We start from the raw sequence: 17,406 nt of genomic DNA on the forward strand, positions 1-17,406 counted from the left end.
CCCAGCAGTGTCACCGCTGAGGGTATGCCGAGGTCCGGCCTTGGCGGCACCCTCGCCGGGCGTGTGTCTGCCTCAAGAGTGTGGCGGACCGCTGTCATCGCTCCGGCTGGTGCCGGAGGTATCTCTCCGGCTCGGCCGTTCCCGCCGGTACCGGTGCCGGGCGAGGGCGCCGGCGACGAAATGATCCAGGTGGTGCCGGTGGTTGACCCGGGGGCGGCGGTCTGGGTCGATGTGAGGTGGCGCGATCCATTCGATGCGGCCAGGATGTGCAGCATCGGGCGGTGCGACGCGGGTTTGCCAGCCGCCGGGGCCGTCGTGGACGAGGGCATGGCAGCTGTCGCAGGCGAGATCCTCGTTGGTGATGTCGGTGGCGCCGCCGTACTTCCACTCGGTCACGTGGTGCACGGCCGTGAGGGAGGCAGGAGCATCGCACCCGGGGCGCGTGCACCCGCGAGACGCTGCGATGAGGGCGAGTCGCTGATCCACCGAGGCGAGGCGCCGGGCGCGGCCCAGATGAAGGGGCCGGCCGTTGTGGTCGAACACGGCGAGCACCGGGTGGGCGTTCTGCGCCATGCGCAGCGCATCTCTGATGGGAACGATGCCGCCGGTGGCGGTGGTCGCCACGCCGGACGCCTTCTCGAGTTGGTGTACCGACATCGTGATGATTGCCGTCACCGGTAGGCCGCGATGACTGCCCAGCGCACCGGACGCGAGCATCTGTCGCAGTGCAAAGGTGAGAGCGTCATGGTTGCGTTGCACCGCTGTGCGGGTGTCGCGGGCGGCGGCCTTCGCCATCGCTGTACGGTCCAGATTCGGGGAATCGACATCCCCCGAGGGTGATTCGGGGTCGTCGGGGTTGTTCATGCCGGGGCGGGCGAGTTTGGCGAGCACCGGTTCGAGGAGTGCCCGCGTCTCCGGGTCCAGTAGTCCGGAGATCGGGGTCATGAGGTCGGTGCCCTGCTTGCCGAGTCGCAGGCCGCGGCGACGCTTACGTTCGCGTTCGTCGGGGGCGTTGCCGTCGGGGTTGAGGTGGGCGAGCAGGTGGATGCCGATCTTGGTGACGTCTTCAGGGGTGGTGGAGCGGGCGGCGTCGGCGAGGATCTGCTCTGCGGCGTCGATTTCGTCGGGGGTGGTACCGCTCGGGAGTTGCCGCATGGTTCTGGCGATTGCGGCAACGTGGTCGGGGCCGATGGCGCCTTCGCGGCCGGCCGCCGCGGTGGCGGGCAGAGTGGCGTCCATCGGCTCACCGCTGAGGGTGTGCCAGGTGCCGGTCTTGTTGGCGCCCTTCACGCGTTTCGCGGCGTCGGCTCCCGAGATGCGGAGCGTAGAGACGAGGAAATCGTTGATGGAGCGGCAGGCGAGGTTCGAGGGAATGGACCGTTCGACGGATTCGACGACAAGCCGGTGCCCGACGGCGGCGGCCTTCCGTAGGGAGACCTCCATCCGTTGCAGCGCTTCGACGACATCGGCTTCGGACAGGCCCGTCAGCGGTTCGGCGAGCAGGCCCTCGACGGCAGCGTCGAGGGTGGCCAGGTGGTGCCCCACTCGGCCGAGCCCGTCGACGCCATCATCCGAAAGCATGTTCGAAGTGTAACCCGACCCTCCGACAAGAACTCGAGTTCGAGTCACGGCAGGTCAACAACTTGCCTATCTTGTTTATCTTGTTCAGAAGGTACGCTGGAAGCGTGAGCAGAAAGGCGCACGCGGATACCGACCCCCACCGGGCGACGGACTTCTCGGCGGCCCTGGAAGAGGCGCTCGCCGCCGTCCCCGACACCGAACGAGAAACATTCGTGCTCGGCGTGGTCGGCGACGACACCAACGGCGACGGATTCGATCCCGCACTGTGGGGACCGCCGCCGGCATACGCCGACCGTAAACGCGCCGCGCTGGAGAACCTGCGCCGCCAGTACCACGCACGACGCGCCGTGACGGACGCGTCTCTGACCCGGACGGAAGCAGCGGAACTGCTGGATGTGTCCGAGCAGGCCATCCTCGACCGACTCAAGACCGGAGACTTGATCGGGCTCAAGAAAGGCCGTGAATGGAGACTGCCTGCGTGGCAGTTCCACGCGGACACCGAGACCGGATTCGTGCCCGGCCTCTCCCAAGTCGGTGCCGTGTTCCCCGGCGGTGCAGTGTCGTTGACCGAATGGGCGCAGACCCCGAACAGCGACCTCGAGGGCACCACCCCTGCCGCCGCCCTCGTCGCCGGGCGGGTCGAGGACGTTGTGCGCGCTGCACATGCCGGTACTGCCGCCGCGTGGTAGCCCCACTCGCCGCACCGACACGGCCACTGCGCGGCGGACACGCCTGGATGTGGCGGTGGCGCGACCCCACCAGCCGCCATCCGTGGGCGTGGTGCCGCATCTATCATCTGTCGCCGCATACCTCGGACGGGATCACGCACCGCACGTTCGGACCGCTGCACCGACTCGACCCGCACCTGCCCACCCCCGGCGGCACGCCGCGCGTGTGCCCGGACGGCCGGTCCGTGCTGTACGTCGCCGGCAACATCGCCACCGCCATCGGTGAAGTGTTCGGCGACTACCCCACCGCCGCAGTGTGCCCGCGCTACCGAATCGCGTTGCTGCGGACCACCGCACCGTTGGCTGTGCTCGATCTACGCGGACAAGGAGCCGCGATGCGGATCGGCGCGTTGCCCTCGCTGGCCACCGGCGACTACCCGCGGCCCCGTACTCAGCAGTGGGCGAGGGCGATCTACGAGGACCAACCCGTGGCCCGCCGTCGAATACACGGCATCTACTACGACGCGGCGCACTCGAGCGGACCCGCGCTGGCTTTGTGGAACACAGAATCCCGCGTCGAGGTTGTCCACAGCGCCCGTGGTGACGTCCAGGACCTCGCGCTCACCGACCCCCGGATGTGGCCGCGCATCGTCGACGCCGTAGTCGGTCTGGGGATGCGCGCCGACCTCGTCCCCCGCTGCCCGCTCTGCCCGTGACGGCCTGGCGGCCGAGATTGGTTCGATCATGACCAAGAACGATCGCAAAGACTCGCTTGGGCGCCGCTCCTCCTCACACCGAGATCCGGCTGGATCGAGGTCGGTCGCCCGTTCTGCGATCTCCGCGAACAGGTGGGCAACTTCTGCTCGAGGGTTCACCGTGTGCCACCCAGCGCAATATCTCCAGTTGATGTTCGGACAGCGGCGCATACCGTCGACCCACCCGACAAGAAATGGACATCGACAAACAGCGGAAATCCGGGCGGTGCTTCCGATCTGGAGAACATTTGTGTTGACGCTCGTCGCCGCGCATGGGACCATCCCTGAACCGGCCTGAATACAGGTCGACCCCGGCTGGTGGTGGAACACCGAACCGGGGTCTGGGCACACGACAGAAAGAGCTGTCATGCACCGTAGGGTGGAGTCTATCCACACGCCCCCAGGGGGCGCTCCTCATGGTTCGGTCTTCGATACCGACTCTCTTCTTCTCGCCCCGCCGGGGCCTTCGCTGACGTCCTGATCTTCTGAGCCTCTCGACCTGTCCGGTCGAGAGGCTCGAGGTGTTTTGCTGCGATGTGTGCGCGGGCCGGTCCGGTAGCCGCGACACGTCGGGCATTCGTCGCTCATCTCCCGAGGTCCGACGTCAGCGCAATTGACGCTGCGCGCAGGGGTGCCATTCCCGTGCGTGAAACCGACTGGGCGCCAGTACCTTCGTCTCCACTCTGGCGGTGGAGCACCCGATCGTGAGGGTCGACACGAACGACCGGGTCCAGCGTAAGCCACACGTCACCTCCGACGTGGGGCCAGAAGCGTTGGCCGAGATGGTCTATCGGGGCATGGTGACCGGGCAGCTGTGGGGAAGGGGCCGAAGGCAAGCTCAGGGACCCGCAGGGTCTCCGTACGGTTGGGCGCAGCCGCCCGCAGGGCGCCCGCTTTTCTTCTCCTCACGTGACTGTCGCTCGAGCACGTGCTCGGCGAAGCAGCGATTACGAGCCGTCACTCGAAATAGTCCTCATCGACCTCGACGACAGTGAAGGTTTGCCGGGTCTGGACAGCGACACCGTAGCGAATCATCAAGTCCGCGAGACGCTGCCCGTCGATGAGGATGACGCGGGTGCCGATGTTCTGCGCGTACTCGCGGGCGCCGGAGGTGAAGGAGCTGGTGGTGATGAATACGCCGCGGGCGGCGCCGACGCCGTGCAGTGCACCGACGAACGCCTGAATCTCGGGTCTGCCGACCGTATTGTCGGCGGCGTAGCGCTTGGCCTGCACGTAGATGCGTTCGAGTCCGAGCGGGTCCTGGTCGATGACACCATCTACGCCGCCATCGCCCGATCCGCCGATACGGGCTGCCCGGCCTTCGGTGCCGCCGTATCCCATCGCAACGAGTACGTCGAGCACTGACTGCTCCAGGAACTCAGGGGCCTGACAGCGGAGCCGGTCGAGAAGATCGGCCGCGACCTCGGCGTGCAGGCGACCGACGCCGCCTTCGATCTGCTCGAGCGGGTCGTTTTCCTCCCTGGCCACCACGTATGGGTCGGGTGTGATGTTGCTCGATGAGGCGGTACGCGCCGGGGCGTAGTCCTGATATTCGGGGAGTGTCTTCAGAATTTTCTCGGTGATCCCATCGGGGTGTTCCGCGAGCAGGCTGCGCCCGGCGTCGGTGATGACGAACGTTGCGCGGGCCGGCCTGTCGACGAGTTTCGCGCGGTAGAGCCCACTGAGCGCCCATCCGATCCGATTGTCGGCGCGCCGCTGTCCCGACGGTAGCTTCTCTGCCCGCTGTTCGGTTGTCAGTCCGACATGGTCTTCCACCGCGCTATGCAGGTCCCGCTTTCGCCAGACCTGTTCATCCATCAGTACTTCCAACACGGGGGTGAGGAAGCCGGACCACACCGGCATCTCCGATACCGGCGCGGTCACCGCTCGCCTCGGAAGGCGCGGGATTGGAGGGAGGTGAAGAGGGCGTCAAACTCGGCGAGCGCTGTGCGTTGTCCCTCCTTCATCAGCTCAATCGCCGCCTTTCGCTGCGCGAAGTCCCGCTGCAACTCCAGTGGAGGAATACCAACCGAAATTGTCAGCACCTTTGCCTGGGCAATATTCTTCATCGATCCGCTCGACCCTGTTGCCCGCTCAGACAACTTCCGTCGGAAGGACGGACGCTGGAAGAGCGACTCGACGTAGCGCGGTACTGCCGCGGATTCGTCGCGCCACCTGAAGCGCCATAGCTTGTCGGGAAGTGCGGTCTTACCGTCTGTCGCAGTCACGATCGCGGTCGCGCCAACCAACTCAGACGTGTTGGCACGACTGAACAGCAAATCGCCCTCTCGAACAAGATGATTCGATGGAGGAATGTAGTCGGATGGAAGCGGCTTGCTCTCGGATTCGCGGTATGCAAGTGATGTCACAGCACTGACTTTCAGAACTCGGTATCCATCATCCTGATCGTCAGAGCCGACAATATTGCGACCACCTTCGAACCCGTCGACAAAGTCACTCACGAACCCAGCCGACCAACCACGATCGTTTGAAGCGGGATCGCCGAACATGTCGATGAAGATCGACTGGGTCAGCTCGTCGAGGCGGGCGAGGGCTTCGCGGCGCTTGGCGCGGAGGGTGTCGGCGTGGTCGAGGATCGCCGCGATCCGCCGCTGCTCGGCGAGCGGCGGCAGTGGCACCTGAATACCCGCCGCGCTACCCTTCGTAAGCTTCGCTCGGGTTGTTCCAGAGATGAACGGTCGAACATCCATGTTCTCGAGAACCCTGCACAAGTAACGGAGATCAACTCCATCCCTGGGCCTGAGCACATGGGCATGGTTGTTGACCCATGACTTGCCCGCAATCGTGTACGCGATCCCGCGGGAAGGATTTTCGAAGTGGCCGCCGTCCTCGGCAAGTAGAAGCAACTCCTCGTCGAACAAGAATCCGTCGATCGTTCCCTGCTGTCCATTGGCACCAAAGTACGGATAGGGACCCTCCACGCGATCCTTCTGGGTTACCGGTCGCCGAAGATGATCGAGAAACTCCGCGACATCACCAAGTTTCGCTGCCGGCCACCCACTCACGCCGCACCGCCCGCAAGAATCTCCCGCAGCTGCGCCATGCCGTCAACGATGTCCTTCTCGAGCTGGTCGAGCTCGTCGAGGATCTCGGTCGGCGCTCTGTGCTCGACCTCCTCGTGCACAATCTCCTTGTACCTGTTCAACGACAGGTCGTAGCCCTGCTCGGCGATGTCCTCCTTCGGCACGCAAAAGCTCTGCTCCGTCCGCGCACGCTCCAACTCCGCACCGTCACGATCGGACCAGCGCCGCAGCACATCCGGGAGATTGTTCTTCACGTGCTCGTCGTCCGAAAGCTCGGCGAGCGCACCGAGCTTGTCGGCGTCGAGCAGTGGGTTGCGCTTGTCGTCGAGGGACATGCCGTCGGCCTGCACGTCGTAGAACCAGACGTTGTCGGTGCCGCCCGAGTTGGTCTTGGTGAAGAACAGGATCGCCGTCGACACACCGGCGTACGGCTTGAACACACCCGACGGCAGCTTCACCACCGCGTCGAGCTTCTGCTCCTCGACAAGAATCCTGCGAAGTTCCTTGTGCGCCTTCGACGATCCGAACATCACACCGTCCGGGACGATCACCGCCGCACGGCCGCCAGGCTTGAGCAGGCGGAGGAACAGCGCCAGGAACAGCAGTTCCGTCTTCTTCGTCTTCGCGATCTGCTGCAGATCCTTCGCGGTGTTCTCGTAGTCGAGGCTGCCCGCAAACGGCGGGTTCGCGAGAATCAGCGAATATGCTTCGGCATCACCGGTATTCGCCTCTGCCAGCGAGTCGCGGTAGCGGATGTCGGGCTGCTCGATGCCGTGCAGCATCATGTTCATCGACCCGATTCGCAGCATCGTGTTGTCGAAGTCGAAGCCGTGGAACATCTCGTGGTGGTACTGCTGCTTGCCGGCACCCGAATTGATGGCGTCGGCGTGGTGGCTGCGCATGTAGTCCGACGCACCCACCAAGAAGCCGCACGTACCGGACGCCGGGTCCACGATGGTGTCGCCCGGCTTCGGGGCCGTCATGTGCACCATCAGTTCGATGATGTGACGGGGCGTGCGGAACTGGCCGTTCTGCCCGGCGGCGGCGATCTTCGCGAGCATGTATTCGTAGATGTCGCCCTTGGTGTCGGTTCTCCATCGGCACCCCGTCCAGCCGGTCAACCACCCTCTGCAACATGCCCGCGTTCGAGATGCTGAGCCGCGCGTCCTTCATGAAATGCGCGTACGTGGACTCCTCGCCACGCATGTTCTTGATGAACGGGAACACCCGGTTCGCGACGATGTCGAACATCTCGTCGGCGTGCCGGTTCTTGAACACCGACCAGCGCAGATCGTTGAACGGCCGGCCATCCTCGTCGTCCCCCTCAGGGAAGGGGTTGCCCTCGATCGGCTGTTCCAGCAGGTTCGCCTTCTCCAACGCGAGTGTCTGCTCGTCATCCAACCGGCGAATGAACAGCAGGTAGGTGATCTGCTCCATCACCTCGAGGGGATTCGAGATTCCGCCCGTCCAGAAGGCGTCCCACACTGCGTCGACCTTGTTCTTGATGTCACCGGTGATCACGGGTACCGCTACCTGCCTGTTCTACTCGATTGAGTCCAACAGAACTGTATAGACCGGCCCACCGACACCGAGCGTGCAGGTTAGGGTGCCATGTGCCCGAATCTCCGATCGGCAGTGCGCCGGGCGGTCGGCTTCCAGAAGCCCTGGCCGCACGGCTGAGGTCTGCGGGATGCGTCTATGCGGATGACGAGGCGCAGCTGCTCGCCGATGCGGCGCGCACCCCGTCCGATCTGGAAGAGCTCGTGCAGCAGCGGATCGGCGGTCGACCCCTGGAGCACGTGCTGGGCTGGGTGGAATTCTGCGGTCTGCAGATCTGCGTCGACGCAGGCGTGTTCGTTCCCCGTCGGCGCACGGAATTTCTTGTGCATTGTGCCGCCGAAGTGGTTGCGCCCGGCTCGCTCGTCGTCGATATGTGCTGCGGTTGCGGTGCGGTCGGGGCGGCGCTCGCGTACTCCGTGCCCGGCATCCGGCTGCATGCCGCCGATATCGACCCCGACGCGGCCCGCTGCGCACGACGCAACCTCACACGGTATGACGGCGACGTCCACTGCGGCGACCTCTACACGGCGCTGCCCGACTCGATGCGCGGCCGGATCGATGTGGTCGTCGCCAATGCCCCGTACGTACCGACGGCGGCGATCGAGACCATGCCGCCCGAGGCGCGGATACACGAGCCACGTGTCGCGCTGGATGGCGGCGACGACGGACTCGACGTGCATCGACGGCTGGCGGTGTCCGCATCGGAGTGGCTCGCGCCAGGGGGACATCTCCTCGTGGAAGCAGGCTCCGGGCAGGCCACGGCCGCGACGGAAATTCTCGCCGCGGCCGGGCTGACGCCGGAGATCCGCCGATCGGAGGAGTTCGACGCCACCGTCGTCGTCGGGGCCGGTCCGTGACACGGACGGGTGCTCAGCCGAGCGGCAACTGCGCGAAGATGGCGGTCGGCTGTGTCGAACCTCCGGAGGGCTCCACGCTGAATCCCAATGCGGTGGCATCCGAAATGCCTTCGAGGACAGCAGTGGTCGACGGTGCGACGTCGTCGGGCGCCATGGTGCCCGCAGCGGTGGCGCCGTCCGGTCCGATCAGCCACATCTGGTAGACCGTGCCGTCGGTCGGCGGCGCGACGTTGTTCATCACCAGCACGCCGGCATCGACGTTCTTCGAATACACGACCGTTGCCGTGCCACCGCCCTCGATCGAGCCGGACGTGGTGCGCACATCCTCCGCCGCGAGGACCTGGGCAGATGTGGGGGGAAGTTCCTGGCGGAATTGCGTCGCGACACCGATGCCGCCGATCGCGATCACCACCGCGGCTGCGGCAGTGAGCAGGAAATTGCGGCGCCGGTTCCGGCGCGCCTCCAGCGAGATCGGGGCATCGCCCGCAGACGAATCGGACGTCGCGACGGTATCGAGAAGACGTCGACGCACATGGGCCGGTGGTTCGACGGCGGTCGCACGGGAGACTTCCGCCATCGCTTCGCGGATCTCGCGGATTTCGCGCTGGAACGTTGCAGCGACGTCGGAGCCGGCGTCGGCCAGGCGTGCGTCGATGGTGCGGCGCTCGTCGTCCGAGATCGCATCCAGGGCGTACACAGCGGTGAGGTCGAGCAGATGGCCTTCGTCGTCGAAGCCGGATCGTGTGCTATGCGTCATCGCTGTTCACCCCCAGACAGTTCTTCAATCGGATCAGGCCGTCCCGGATCCTCGATTTGACGGTCGGTAGCGTCGCGGACAACCGCTCCGATACCTCGCGGTAGGTCAGTCCGCTGTAATAGGCGAGCTCGACGGACTGTCTCTGGAGATCGGTCAGTGAGCCCAGGCAGTCGAGGACTTGTCGTGTGTCGTCGCGACGAAGCGCTTCGTCGCTGACGCTGTCGAACTCCGTGCCCGTGGACAGTGCACCGTAGCGGGACTCTCGCTCGGCGCCCGACTGCTCGGTGCGCACTCGGTCGACGGCCCGGCGGTGTGCCAAAGTGATCAGCCACGCGAGTGCGGACCCCTGCGAGCGATCGAACCCCGACGCGGTGCGCCACACCTGCAGGTAGACCTCTTGCAGCGTTTCTTCGCTGTAGCCGGGATCACGGAGCACACGCAGCACCATGCCGTACGCCCGCGACCGAGTCAGGTCATAGAACTCGGTGAAGGCAGCCGAATCTGCGGCGGCGACCCGGACGAGCAACGCTTCGAGCGTGCCGGTCTTGTCGCCGACCCCGGTCATGGTCCGTGTCCGCTCATTGCACGAAACATTAGCCGGACGAATCGGGCCGCTCAACCTGGCCCAGGGGAAGCGGAGTGCGATCTCGGGCTGCAGAGCCCAGGTGAGCATGCCGATCATCTCCCGAAGTAGGGCAGGACGAGAGCGTGAGCGCATTCTCGAGCCGAAGGGAAGTCCATGCCCGATCTTCGGTGCGGGCGCCGTTTCGGATGGGTCACCTGCGTCGAAAAGTTTTTTCAGATCCCACCCATCCCTGTGCGGAGCAGTGGCGAATGACCAGTGACACACCACCTCGCCGCGGCTCGCAGGCCGTGCATCCTGAAGGGAACGGAACAATGGCAAATCGGACACGAAAGAGCTTGGCACTCGTTGGTATCGGCGCTGCGGCAATGCTGAGCATTGCTGCCTGCACGTCGGATGAAGGCACCGACACCATGACCGACACGACCACCATGTCCAGCTCGGCAGAGGAGACCACTGCGCCGATGGAGACGACGGAGTCCGGTTCTGCAACCGCGGCCGGTCTCGTCGGCCCGGGATGTGCCGCTTACGCCGAGCAGGTGCCCACCGGACCGGGTTCGGTCGAGGGCATGGCCGAAGCGAATGTCACGACCGCGGCGGCCAACAACCCGATGCTCACAACGCTCACCTCGGCGTTGTCCGGACAGCTGAACCCGGATGTCAACCTTGTCGACACGCTCAACGGCGGCGAGTTCACCGTCTTCGCGCCGGTGGACGACGCGTTCGCATTGGTCGATCCCGCGACCATCGAGACTCTGAAGACCGATTCGGCGCTGCTCACGGATGTCCTGACGTACCACGTGGTCGCAGGACAGATCGCGCCCGCAGATATCGCCGGTGAGCAGACCACTGTGCAGGGCGGTACCGTCGAGGTGACCGGCTCGGGTGACGAGTGGATGGTCAACGACGCCAACGTGATCTGCGGCGGTGTCGAAACCGAGAATGCGACCGTCTACCTGATCGACGGTGTCCTGATGCCGCAGTAGTCGAGAGGCTGCAGTAGTCCTGACCTCGGACGACGAAGGGATATCTCGTGAGAAAGACGATCATCGGCCTCGCTGCGGCGCTTCTCGCCGCAGCGGGCTCGACACTGATGGTGGCGCCCGCACAGGCCGCGCCGCTGAGTCCGGTTCCGCAGCTCGAGGTGAGCCGTTACCTGGGCGAGTGGTACCAGCTGGCCGCGAATCCGGCGCCGTTCAACCTCGATTGCGTGCGTGACACCACCGCGCACTACACGCTGATCGACGAGCAGAACATCCGCGTGGAGAATTCGTGCACCACCGTCGCCGGTGAACGGCGAGGTATCGTGGGCAACGCACGTGTCAACGACACTGCAGCACTACATGTGTCGTTCCCGGGTGTGCCGACACAGGATTCGCTCGACGGCCCGAGCAACTACGTCGTCGCGCATCTCGCGGACGACTACTCGTGGGCGCTGGTCGGTGATCCGAGCCGGCTTTCCGGGTTCGTGCTGTCGCGGTCCCCGGTTGTGGACGTAGCGGGATGGCAGGAGATTCGCGCGGTCGTGGAGAGCCAGGGATACAATTCGTGCCTGATGCTCACCTCGCCGACCACCGAAGGGCTGCAAGAGATCAAGCCGCTCTGCACTGTGTGATCGAGGCGAAGAGGCCGCTGGCGCCGGACCGTCAGCGGCTTTTTCGTGCTGTTCCTGCGATGTTTTCGAGCATCCCGGCGAAGATGATCCCGTGAAACGGGAGCAGTGAATACCAGTAGATCCGGCCGGCAAGCCCTTTCGGGAAGAAGAGGGCGCGCTGGTGCAGCCGGGTGCGGTGCGGGGTGAGTGGTTCGAGCCGCCACTCGAGCCATGCGCCACCCGGGGCGAGCATTTCGGCACGCAAGCGCAACAACTCCGGACGATCGATGCGTTCGACCCTCCAGAAGTCGAGGGCATCCCCGGTGTGCAGGGTGCGAGGGTTACGTCGTCCGCGGTTCAAGCCCACTCCGCCGACGAAACGATCGAGCCATCCACGAACTGTCCATGCCAAAGGGAAGGAATACCAGCCGTTCTCGCCTCCGATACCCTCCACGACTTCCCACACCGCGGTGACGTCGGTGTCGCAGTCGAGGCTGCGCTCGTCCGTGAAGACCACCTCGCCCGCCCAAGCCGGATCCGACGGCAGAGGATCGGCGGGCGCGCCCACGGGTGACGCGTTCGCCCACGTGGTTTCCACCTCGCCGCGGTCGATGCGCCCCAGCGCCAGCCGGACGGCGTCGCGGTACGCGATGAGCCCACCCGGAGGCGGCGGGATCACCTCGTCGATGTCGTGATCGTTCATCACCGCGTCGTTTCCCAGAGATTCGATCAGGGCACGTCCCAGCGACGGCGGAATCGGGGTGACGAGCCCGATCCACAGCCCGGCCAGTTTCGGGGTGAGCACTGGAAGCACGAGAATCCTGCGACGACGTAGGCCCGCGACATGCGCGTAGACCTGCATCATCTCGCCGTACCGCAGTACATCGGGGCCGCCGATATCGTAGACGCGACTGCGGGGCAGCGGTGCGGTTGCTGCTGCAACCAGATAGTGCAGCACGTCCCGGATCGCGATCGGCTGGATCCGGTTGTCCACCCAGCGTGGTGTCGTCATCACCGGCAGTCGATTGCTCAGATGGCGGATCATCTCGAAGGATGCCGAACCCGAGCCGATCACCACTCCGGCCTGGAACACCAACGTCGGCACCCCGGATTCGAGCAGGATCCGGCCGACCTGTGCCCGCGATTTCAGGTGCGTCGACAGTTCCTCGGACTTCGGGTGCAGGCCACCGAGGTAGACGATCCTCCCGACACCGGCGCTGCGTGCTGCTGCAGCAACGTGCTCCGCCGCGCGACGTTCGGCGTCGAGGAACTCGCCGCGGCCACCCATCGAATGCACCAGGTAGTAGACGACGTCGATGTCCCGGCATGCCCGCTCGAGCGAGTCTGAATCGCCGAGGTCGCCACGCACCACGTCGACGTCGTCCACCCACGGCACATCGCGGAGCTTGTCGGGGCTCCGTGCGAGGACCCGCACGCGGTGGCCGGCTGCGACGAGACGAGGTGCGAGCCGGCCACCGATGTACCCGGTTGCACCGGTCACCAGGATGCGCAGCGGGCGCTCCGAGGCACCTGCGCGATGCGCCTCGGTCATGACGTCGCGACCAGGTGGCCGAGCTGATGACGCAGGGACTCCTCGAGGGTTCCGCGGCGGTACGTGTGCCCGGCGTCGAGGAGCCGTCGGGGCACGACGTACTGGTCTGCAGTGGCCAGCTCACGAGCCCCTTGCTCACCGAGCAGCAGCTTCGGGCCGAAACCGGGAACCGGCAGCAGCGCCGGCCGGTGCAGTATGCCGGCGAGGATGCGCGTGTACTCCTTGTTGCGGACCGGTTCCGGCGCAACAGCGTTGACGGCACCCGACAGCTCGGGGTCGTAGAGCGCACGGTGATAGACGTCCAGAAGATCGTCGAGATCGATCCACGACAACCATTGACGCCCGCTGCCCAGGCGGCCGCCGAGACCGGCGGCGAACAGGGGGCGCATCAACTGCAGTGTGCCGCCGCGCGGCGTCTGCACCACTCCGGTGCGCACGTTGACCACGCGGATCCCGGCGTTCGCTGCGGGTGCGGTGGCATCCTCCCAGTCGGTCACCACGTCTGCGAGGAAACCTGTTCCACGCGAAGCGGACTCGTCCAGCGGTTCGTCACCGCGGTCGTATCCGTACAGACCGACCGCAGAGGCACACACGAACGTAGCGGGTCCGTTCGCGGTAGCGGCCGCGCACTCTGCGAGCCGACGCGTCGGCTCCAGGCGGCTGTCGCGTATCGCGGCCATGTGCGAATCGGTGAACCGCCCGGCGATCGATGCGCCGGCCAGGTGCACCACGGCGTCGACGCCTTCGAACAGGTCAGGCGCGGGAGAGTCGGGATCCCAGCGGCGCTCGTCGTCACCGTGCGCGGCGTGTCGCACCAGGCGGATCACACGGTAGCCTCCGGTGCTCAGGAACGCGGCCAGCGCCGTGCCGATGAGCCCGGACGCACCCGAGATCGCGACGGTCACCGGCCGCACACCCTGCTCGTGCGACCAGCGGTGGCTCGCGAGGTCCTCGGCGAGTTGGCGGTGCCGATACCGGAACGTCTGGAGCAGCAGCTTTTCGGGAACCGGGGTGTCGACGAGGTCGGTGACGCGGGTGCGGTGGGCGTCGACCTGCTCGAATCGGTGCTCGTGGCGCCACGACCGGACGAGCCCGGCCGGCCTCGACATCAGGCCATCGTGCCCGAGCGCATCGACGAACCGTGATGGGGGATCGTAGGCGTCGGGCTGGTGATCGGCGACCCATCGCAGTCCACCGGGCAGGCCGAGTACGGCACGGCCGTCGGCGAGGGAGCGAGCCTCGGACACGACGCTCATCGGCTGCCACGGTGGGAGCAGCCGATGGATCGCGCCGGGCCGGGCATGCCAGTCGAATACTTCCTCGCGGGACGCCTCGACGACACTGCTGTACTCGATACTCATCGACGCCTCCGTGAATCGTGTTCTACCTGTTCTCCATTCGGAGCAGGCACCTCCGTGGATGGGTCATCGGCGGGTGGAGATCTCTCCGTATCGTGCCAGTGCGACCTGCCGCTCGTGGGCGTGATCGACGATCGGCTCCGGATATCCGGGCGGTGGGCCGTCCGGCAGCCGATGAACACGCTTTCCCGTGACGCCACGCAGTTCGGGTACCCAGCGACGCACGTAGTCACCCGCCGGATCGAACTTTTCTCCCTGCGAGGTGGGATTGAACACGCGGAAGTAGGGGGCTGCATCGGTGCCGCACCCGGCGGTCCACTGCCATCCGTGCTGGTTGGATGCGAGATCACCATCGACGAGATGCGTCATGAAGTGTTGAGCACCCCACCACCACGGCAGGTGCAGATCCTTGGTGAGAAACGATGCGACGATCATCCGCAGCCGGTTGTGCATCCAGCCTTCGGCGAGCAACTGCCGCATGCCCGCGTCGACGATGGGGAATCCGGTGCGGCCCTGTTGCCAGGTGGCGAAGGCACGGTCGGCGTCGGGTCCGCTGTCGTAGCGGAGGGCGTCGAAGCGCTCGTTGTAGTTGCGGCGTGCCGTGTCGGGGCGATGGTGCAGGACGTCGGCGTAGAAGTCGCGCCAGCACAGCTCGCTACGCAGGGTCGTCGCACCGGGGTCCGAACGGTCGCGCAGGTCGTGGAGGAGGGTGCGGGGGTGCAGACATCCGAATTTGAGGGCTGCGGACAGGCGGCTCGTGCCGTCGAGGTCGGGTCGATCGCGGTCGGTGTCGTACCGGTCGAGTCCGTCGTCGCGGAATTGCCGCCATCGGCGTAGTGCAGCCTTCTCGCCCGCGGGTGGCAATGCGATGTTCGGGGAGTCGTCGTCCGGGATGGCGACGCGCAGATCGGTGCCGTCGGGATCGAGCCAGGCCGCGGTGGTCGCGCTGGTTTTCGCCGGCGGGCGCCATCCGTGTTCGAGCCAGGCGCGCCGGAACGGCGTGAACACCCGATATGGCGTGCCGTCGCTCTTGAGCACACGCCCCGGCGAGACGGCATAGGGCGAGCCGGTCCGGACCAACGGGACATCGTCGAGGGCGTCCTCGACGGCGCGATCGCGTCGCGACCCGTACGGGGCGTGGTCCGCGCTGACGTGCACCGCGCTCGCGTCGAACTCGCGGGCGATCGTCGGTACCACGTCGACCGGGTTTCCGTGGACCACGAGCAACCGGCCGTCGAGATCGTCGTCGAGGGCGCGCAGACAGCGCAGCAGATACGTATAGCGCGGACCGGGTGTCGCCAGTGCGTCGTCGAGCACGAACAGCGCGACCACACGATCGGCATCGGAGGCGCTCGACAGGGTGGGTAGGTCGCGCAGGCGTAGATCGCGGCGGAACCAGACAACGTGGGTACTCACCCGTCCAGTGTGCAAGGTGGTGGATGGGTGACGTGGTGGATGGGAGACAATGGCGAACATGACCGAAGCGTTCGATGTTCCCATCCGCGACGACTCGATCAGGCTCGGTCAGTTCCTGAAACTGGCGAGCCTGATCGAGTCGGGTGCGGAGGCGAAAGAAGTGATCGCCGACGGTCTCGTCTCGGTCAACGGTGAGGTCGAGGTGCGGCGGGGCCGGCAGCTGCACACCGGGGACGTCGTCGAGATCGCCGGGGCGAGTGCGCGGGTGGCGAGGGGCTGACCTCGGTCAGTTGGCGGCGCGCACGACCACACCGTCGTGGTCGCTGTAGACGATCTCGCCAGGGTTGAAGGTGACGCCACCGATCTCGACCGGCACGTTCTTCTCGCCCGACCCGGTCTGGGTGCTCTTGCGCGGGTTGGTGCCCAGTGCCTTCACACCGATGTCCAGGGTGCGCAGGATCGCGGAGTCGCGGACGGCGCCGTTGATGATGACGCCTGCCCAGCCGTTGTCGACGCCGCGTCCGGCGATGATGTCGCCGACGAGTGCGGTGTGGATGCTCGCGTCGCCGTCCACCACCAGGACACCGCCGTTGCCTGCCTCGGACAGCGTCTGCTTGACCAGCAGGTTGTCCTGGAAGCAGCGGATCGTCGTAATCGGGCCTGCGAACTCGGCGCGCCCACCGTACTGGATGAACTGGGTGTCGCAGCTGCGGATGTCGGGGCCGATCTCGTCGGCGAGATCGGCGGTCGCGGTGAATTCGATGGCTTCGCTCATGAGCCAGAGGATAAGCCCTTCGCGTGGTGGGCAAACCGAAGGTGACGGCCACCACGGGCGAGCCCCACCGCAATCGGGTAGATCCTTGTATTCTTACGGGCCAGCTTCGCCCATGACTGATACAGGACGGTGCAATGCCTCTCGACGCCCGCCAGGCGGTCGTTCGCGTGCCCAAGGCCGGAGAACTGATCGCCGCGAGCCTGCGCCGTCAGATCATCATCGGTGAACTCGAGGCGGGTGAACCCTTGCCCAACGAGGCCGCACTCATGGAGCGATTCGGAGTGTCGCGGCCGACCCTGCGTGAAGCGTTCCGCATCCTCGAATCGGAAGGCATCATCACCGTGCTCCGCGGTGCGCGTGGAGGTGCACGCGTGCAGGCGCCCGACGGGTCGACGGCGGCGCGCTACGCCGGTCTGCTGCTGCAGTACCGCGGAGTCCCGCTCGCCGACGTGTACCGCGCGCGTACCGAACTCGAGGTCGCGGCGGTCGGCTTGATCGCCACGAACCCCGGTGACCGCATCGACACGCTCGCCGCGGTCGTCGAACGCGGTGGGCAGGTGATCGACGATCCGCACGCGTTCGTCAAATACGTCAGCGACGTGAACCGCGCGATCATGGAACTCGGTGGCAATCAGACGATGTCGACGCTCGCGAGCATGCTGCTCGACATCATGGACGCCCACAATGCGCTGTACCTGTCGACCCGGACAGGGCGGGACAGCCCCGGCGTGGCCGTGGCGCTGCGTGCGAACCATAAGCTCGTCGAACTGTTGCGATCTGGGGAACCTGGTGCAGCGGAAGAATTCTGGCGTCGTCACCTCGACAGCGTCGAGCATTACATGACCGGCGATTCGGAGACCACTCTCGTCGAGGTGCTGTCCTGATCAACCGACGCCGATGACGGTC

The 17,406-nt window shown here is 65.9% G+C and carries 16 protein-coding genes and 1 pseudogene; 7 read left to right on the forward strand and 10 right to left on the reverse strand.

Annotated elements, in window-relative coordinates:
- Nucleotides 1-72 precede the first annotated feature (72 nt).
- Nucleotides 73-1,581, reverse strand: coding sequence for a DUF222 domain-containing protein (locus tag ACFWCF_RS18350; protein WP_378564195.1), 1,509 nt, complete (start codon nucleotides 1,579-1,581; stop codon nucleotides 73-75).
- A 104-nt stretch (nucleotides 1,582-1,685) separates the two neighbouring features.
- Between ACFWCF_RS18350 and ACFWCF_RS18355 the strand changes: the two genes are divergently transcribed.
- Nucleotides 1,686-2,270 (forward strand): helix-turn-helix domain-containing protein, encoded by a 585-nt coding sequence (locus ACFWCF_RS18355; RefSeq protein ID WP_378564198.1) that lies wholly within the window; start codon nucleotides 1,686-1,688, stop codon nucleotides 2,268-2,270.
- Complete coding sequence (locus tag ACFWCF_RS18360; protein ID WP_378564201.1) at nucleotides 2,264-2,965, forward strand: RES family NAD+ phosphorylase; 702 nt, start codon at nucleotides 2,264-2,266, stop codon at nucleotides 2,963-2,965. Before ACFWCF_RS18355 ends, ACFWCF_RS18360 begins: the two co-directional genes overlap by 7 nt.
- Before the next feature lie 996 nt (nucleotides 2,966-3,961).
- On the opposite strand, the gene ACFWCF_RS18365 is transcribed toward ACFWCF_RS18360, so the two are convergent.
- From ACFWCF_RS18365 to ACFWCF_RS18375, 3 genes and pseudogenes are all read right to left on the reverse strand, one after another.
- A complete protein-coding gene (locus ACFWCF_RS18365; protein ID WP_378564525.1) occupies nucleotides 3,962-4,867 on the reverse strand; it encodes a restriction endonuclease in 906 nt (301 codons plus the stop codon).
- 17 nt (nucleotides 4,868-4,884) lie between these two features.
- Nucleotides 4,885-6,030 carry a restriction endonuclease subunit S gene (locus ACFWCF_RS18370; RefSeq protein ID WP_378564204.1) on the reverse strand — a complete coding sequence of 382 codons (1,146 nt, stop codon included), beginning with the start codon at nucleotides 6,028-6,030 and terminating at the stop codon, nucleotides 4,885-4,887.
- Nucleotides 6,027-7,569: pseudogene (locus tag ACFWCF_RS18375) on the reverse strand (N-6 DNA methylase). Before ACFWCF_RS18375 ends, ACFWCF_RS18370 begins: the two are co-directional and overlap by 4 nt.
- Nucleotides 7,570-7,661: 92 nt before the next feature.
- Here ACFWCF_RS18375 and ACFWCF_RS18380 point away from each other — a divergent pair.
- Entirely contained in the window at nucleotides 7,662-8,465 is an 804-nt protein-coding gene (locus ACFWCF_RS18380) for a putative protein N(5)-glutamine methyltransferase (RefSeq protein ID WP_378564207.1), read from the forward strand.
- A gap of 13 nt (nucleotides 8,466-8,478) precedes the next feature.
- Here the strand turns inward: ACFWCF_RS18380 and ACFWCF_RS18385 are convergent, their stop codons facing one another.
- Nucleotides 8,479-9,222 (reverse strand): anti-sigma factor domain-containing protein, encoded by a 744-nt coding sequence (locus tag ACFWCF_RS18385; RefSeq protein WP_378564210.1) that lies wholly within the window; start codon nucleotides 9,220-9,222, stop codon nucleotides 8,479-8,481.
- Nucleotides 9,212-9,787, reverse strand: a complete 576-nt coding sequence (locus tag ACFWCF_RS18390) for a sigma-70 family RNA polymerase sigma factor (protein WP_378564214.1) — start codon at nucleotides 9,785-9,787, stop codon at nucleotides 9,212-9,214. Before ACFWCF_RS18390 ends, ACFWCF_RS18385 begins: the two co-directional genes overlap by 11 nt.
- Before the next feature lie 332 nt (nucleotides 9,788-10,119).
- Between ACFWCF_RS18390 and ACFWCF_RS18395 the strand changes: the two genes are divergently transcribed.
- Together ACFWCF_RS18395 and ACFWCF_RS18400 are read left to right on the forward strand one after the other, a co-directional pair.
- Nucleotides 10,120-10,791 (forward strand): fasciclin domain-containing protein, encoded by a 672-nt coding sequence (locus ACFWCF_RS18395; protein WP_378564217.1) that lies wholly within the window; start codon nucleotides 10,120-10,122, stop codon nucleotides 10,789-10,791.
- Between the two features lie 47 nt (nucleotides 10,792-10,838).
- A complete protein-coding gene (locus ACFWCF_RS18400) occupies nucleotides 10,839-11,420 on the forward strand; it encodes a lipocalin family protein (RefSeq protein ID WP_378564220.1) in 582 nt (193 codons plus the stop codon).
- A 31-nt stretch (nucleotides 11,421-11,451) separates the two neighbouring features.
- Here ACFWCF_RS18400 and ACFWCF_RS18405 read toward each other — a convergent pair whose 3' ends face one another.
- The 3 genes from ACFWCF_RS18405 to ACFWCF_RS18415 all read right to left on the reverse strand — a co-directional run bounded on the left by ACFWCF_RS18405 (nucleotide 11,452) and on the right by ACFWCF_RS18415 (nucleotide 15,725).
- A complete protein-coding gene (locus tag ACFWCF_RS18405; RefSeq protein WP_378564223.1) occupies nucleotides 11,452-12,951 on the reverse strand; it encodes an SDR family oxidoreductase in 1,500 nt (499 codons plus the stop codon).
- The gene (locus ACFWCF_RS18410) at nucleotides 12,948-14,312 is read right to left on the reverse strand and encodes a TIGR01777 family oxidoreductase (protein ID WP_378564226.1); all 1,365 of its coding nucleotides are present in this window, start codon (nucleotides 14,310-14,312) and stop codon (nucleotides 12,948-12,950) included. The genes ACFWCF_RS18405 and ACFWCF_RS18410 overlap by 4 nt, the downstream gene beginning before the upstream one ends.
- Before the next feature lie 63 nt (nucleotides 14,313-14,375).
- Nucleotides 14,376-15,725, reverse strand: coding sequence for a cryptochrome/photolyase family protein (locus ACFWCF_RS18415; protein WP_378564229.1), 1,350 nt, complete (start codon nucleotides 15,723-15,725; stop codon nucleotides 14,376-14,378).
- Between the two features lie 58 nt (nucleotides 15,726-15,783).
- On the opposite strand from ACFWCF_RS18415, the gene ACFWCF_RS18420 reads away from it, so the two are divergent.
- Nucleotides 15,784-16,005, forward strand: a complete 222-nt coding sequence (locus ACFWCF_RS18420; RefSeq protein WP_378564232.1) for an RNA-binding S4 domain-containing protein — start codon at nucleotides 15,784-15,786, stop codon at nucleotides 16,003-16,005.
- Nucleotides 16,006-16,011: 6 nt separating this feature from the next.
- Here the strand turns inward: ACFWCF_RS18420 and rraA are convergent, their stop codons facing one another.
- Complete coding sequence (gene rraA / locus ACFWCF_RS18425; protein WP_378564235.1) at nucleotides 16,012-16,500, reverse strand: ribonuclease E activity regulator RraA; 489 nt, start codon at nucleotides 16,498-16,500, stop codon at nucleotides 16,012-16,014.
- A gap of 134 nt (nucleotides 16,501-16,634) precedes the next feature.
- Here rraA and ACFWCF_RS18430 point away from each other — a divergent pair, with 134 nt between their 5' ends.
- Nucleotides 16,635-17,384: a FadR/GntR family transcriptional regulator gene (locus tag ACFWCF_RS18430; RefSeq protein ID WP_378564238.1), complete on the forward strand. Its 750-nt coding sequence runs from the start codon at nucleotides 16,635-16,637 to the stop codon at nucleotides 17,382-17,384.
- Nucleotides 17,385-17,406 lie beyond the last annotated feature (22 nt).

The sequence above is a fragment of the Rhodococcus sp. NPDC060090 genome (assembly GCF_042729855.1).
In the GTDB taxonomy this organism is placed as follows: domain Bacteria; phylum Actinomycetota; class Actinomycetes; order Mycobacteriales; family Mycobacteriaceae; genus Rhodococcus.